General features: G+C 45.2%; 2 protein-coding genes and 1 pseudogene. 2 read left to right on the forward strand and 1 reads right to left on the reverse strand.

Features of this window, described 5'->3' with window-relative positions:
- The first annotated feature begins 56 nt into the window (after positions 1–56).
- Together RIG27_RS33215 and RIG27_RS33220 are read left to right on the forward strand one after the other, a co-directional pair.
- The gene (locus RIG27_RS33215; RefSeq protein WP_446351305.1) at positions 57–1,373 is read left to right on the forward strand and encodes an FAD-binding oxidoreductase; all 1,317 of its coding nucleotides are present in this window, start codon (positions 57–59) and stop codon (positions 1,371–1,373) included.
- A gap of 186 nt (positions 1,374–1,559) precedes the next feature.
- Entirely contained in the window at positions 1,560–2,963 is a 1,404-nt protein-coding gene (locus tag RIG27_RS33220) for a (Fe-S)-binding protein (RefSeq protein WP_446351306.1), read from the forward strand.
- A 155-nt stretch (positions 2,964–3,118) separates the two neighbouring features.
- Here RIG27_RS33220 and RIG27_RS33225 read toward each other — a convergent pair.
- Positions 3,119–3,583 (reverse strand): annotated as a pseudogene (locus tag RIG27_RS33225) (transposase); the annotation flags it as partial.

Genomic DNA, 3,583 nt, shown 5'->3' on the forward strand with positions numbered 1-3,583 from the left:
ATGACGAATGACAAATGACAAATGACAAATGACAAATGACAAATGACAAATGACAAATGAATGCGATCGCACAAACTCTAACACCGATTGTGGGTGACTCTAACCTTTACCAGGGGGATAATTTACCCCCGCTATGGCAAGAGCGACTCAAGAGAGCGTATGGCGTAGACACGATTACCAGTACGCTTGTTTGTCCTACCACAATTCAACAGCTTTGTCAAGTAATGGAGTCTGCCAATACCCATAACTGGCAAGTTCTCCCCTGCGGGAATGGGAGTAAATTAGCCTGGGCGGGTGTTGGTAAACCCATTGACGTAGTGATTAGTACCCAAAACCTGAATCAGGTGATTGATCATGCGGTGGGTGACTTGACAGTAACGGCGCAAGCGGGTGTGAAATTGGCAGATTTACAGCCAATACTGCTGAAAACCAATCAATTTCTGCCCCTTGAACCCGCCTACCCGGAATCCGCTACTCTGGGTGGAATTATTTCAACAGCGGATAGTGGCTCATGGCGACAACGCTATGGTGGGGTTCGGGATATGCTATTGGGAGTTTCCTTTGTCCGCAGTGATGGACAACTTGCCAAAGCCGGGGGACGAGTGGTGAAAAATGTGGCGGGTTATGACTTGATGAAACTGTTGACGGGGGCGTATGGAACCCTGGGAATTTTAACCGAGGTGACATTTCGCTTGTATCCCGTACAAGAAGCATCGGGGACAGTGGTACTCACCGGAGACGCTGACGCGATCGCATCAACAACCCAAACCTTACTCGCGTCTGCTCTAACACCCACAGCCGCTGACGTACTCTCCTCTGGATTGGTAAAACAATTGAATATTGGTCAAGGGATGGGCTTAATAGTACGCTTCCAAAGCGTCACTGACAGTGTACAGGAGCAGTCTGCCCGTTTGCTAGAGGTGGGGCAACAGTTGGGATTACAAGGCACACTTTATCAGGATAACGATGAAGCAAGTCTATGGCAATCATTACCAGAACAAATCTGGGGAATGCCCCAATCCACCTCGATTACTTGCAAAATAGGGATAGTACCAACGGCGGCAGTGATGACGTTAACTGTACTGGATACTCTCACCTCTGGAACGGGATTAGGGTTAATTCATGCAGGAAGTGGCTTAGGAAAAGTGCGACTTAATCCGGAAACGGTGACACCGGAGACAATTTTAAAGATGCGAGAACATTGCCAATCTCACAGCGGCTTTTTGACGGTACTAGAGGCTCCAATTAGTGTGAAGCAACAGCTTGATGTCTGGGGATACAGTGGCAACGCTTTAGATATTATGCGTCAAATTAAACAGAAGTTTGATCCGAAAACCCTTTTAAGTCCTAATCGATTTGTCGGAGATATTTGAAGACAGAAGCCACAAGAGTATATCTGACCTTTACAACCTTATAGTAAACCTGTTTTGTCCGAATGTAGGGGCGGGTTTCACTATTATCTTTTATTTTGCTCCCGGATGTGATTAAACCCGCCCCGACTAAACCCCTAAAGTCTCACAATTTATTTATTTCTGCACATCTACCTCAAATAAAGCAATATGCAAACGGATTTTAAATTTCCCACACCCGATTCAGTCAAAGAAAGCGCAGCAACAGTCCCCTTGGAAACGGAACCAGAGGAGTCTCAAGTCCCTGGTTTTGACCCTAAAAATCCTCCCCAACAAGACTTAATTGACACTTGTGTTCACTGCGGATTTTGCCTCGCTACCTGTCCCAGTTACCGAGTGATTGGTAAGGAAATGGATTCGCCCAGGGGACGGATTTATTTGATGGATGCGATTAACAACGGTGAAGCACCATTAGCTGAGGCGACGACACAACATTTTGATTCCTGCTTAGGCTGTTTGGCTTGTGTGACGACCTGTCCCTCTGGAGTACAGTATGATAAGTTAATTTCAGCCACACGGCATCAGGTCGAACGAAATCAGCCTCGGAGTTTACCGGATCGGATTGTTAGAGCGTTAATCTTTAATCTGTTTCCTTATCCGAGACGCCTGCGCCCTTTCCTTGCGCCACTTTATTTGTATCAGAAATTAGGATTACAAAAGCTAGTTCGGTCTACAGGATTACTCAAGCAAATAGTCCCCCGTTTAGCGGCAATGGATTCAATTTTACCGCAAATTACCTTACAGTCCTTTCAGAATAACTTCCCCGATGTAATTCCGGCGCAAGGGGAAAAGCGGTATCGAGTGGGTGTGATTTTGGGGTGTGTACAGCGGCTATTTTTCTCCCCCGTTAATGAAGCAACGGTGCGAGTATTAACGGCGAATGGTTGTGAAGTAGTGATTCCCAAAAGTCAAGGCTGTTGTGCTGCATTACCCGAACATCAGGGACAGACGGAACAAGCCCAAGCCTTGGCGCGACAGATGATTGATAGTTTTGAGGGGACGGATGTTGATTACGTGATTATTAATGCCGCAGGCTGTGGTCATACGTTGAAGGAATATGGGCATATATTAGACGATGATCCAGCCTATCGCCAGAAAGCGCAAGAGTTTGCGGCGAAGGTGAGAGACGTGCAGCAATTTTTGGCTGAGGTAGGATTGACGGCTAAGTTGTCACCTCTGACTGATAAACCCTTGACAATGGTGTATCAAGATGCATGTCATTTGTTACATGGACAAAAGATTTCTGTACAACCGCGTCAGTTATTGCGGAAAATTCCGGGGGTAACATTACGCGAACCCATTGATGCGGCGCTATGTTGTGGGAGTGCGGGGGTGTATAATATGCTGCAACCGGAAGTGGCTGATGAGTTGGGACAGCAAAAGGTTGAGAATTTGTTGAATACTGGGGCGGAGTTAATTGCGTCATCGAATCCGGGATGTTCACTGCAAATTAAGAAGCATTTAAACTTGCAGGATAAGCAGATGCCGTTGATGCATCCGATGGAGTTGTTGGATTATTCCATTCGGGGAGAAAAGTTGGCGATTGGGGATTAGAGAATCGAAGTAGGGGCGCACTGATGTCATTAGTGCCAACTTAAGCTCAACCCCCTCTCCCCCAGCTGACAGGTGTAGGTTTTTTACTTTAGGGTGGGGACAAGACAAGGAGGACAAGGAAGGAAAGTAGACCAGGAAGAGAAGAATTGTATAGTTCAAGACGTATTTAGGGAAAAAGATTGTCGTGGAAATAAACCATTCAAGGAAATACCTTTGCCACAAATTAAATCGGCAATAATGTTAATTAATCCTTGTAAAAAACAAGAGATATTCCTTTCTTTTCTTCTCGAAGCTGATTTGGAATTTATCCGAGAATTCGGCTTAGTTTTATCGTTGAACTGTTTTGATAGATGTTGCTGTTTTTCACTCCCTAAAGTTACTGCCCAAAGTGTTGCTATTGCCATAGCTAACCAAATTCTTTCGGCTCGATCTGGTTCTCTTAAACGAGTTTTATGCCACTGCCATCCATCACTTTTTATATCTCGATAACTTGATTCAATCCAAGAACGTAAACCATACCAAAAGCTTTGAGCTTGTGTTGGTTCTAAGTCGGTAACAATCAACCAGGGTTCTTTATATCCTTCATCCCAACGTGCTAATAAAGTACATTCAAGAGAATG

The sequence above is a fragment of the Coleofasciculus sp. F4-SAH-05 genome, assembly GCF_040222985.1.
GTDB lineage: Bacteria > Cyanobacteriota > Cyanobacteriia > Cyanobacteriales > Coleofasciculaceae > Coleofasciculus > Coleofasciculus chthonoplastes.

Coding starts and splice junctions, on each gene's coding strand:
- RIG27_RS33215 (WP_446351305.1), top strand. CDS start 57: ATGAATGCGATCGCACAAACTCTAACACCGATTGTGGGTGACTCTAAC.
- RIG27_RS33220 (WP_446351306.1), top strand. CDS start 1,560: ATGCAAACGGATTTTAAATTTCCCACACCCGATTCAGTCAAAGAAAGC.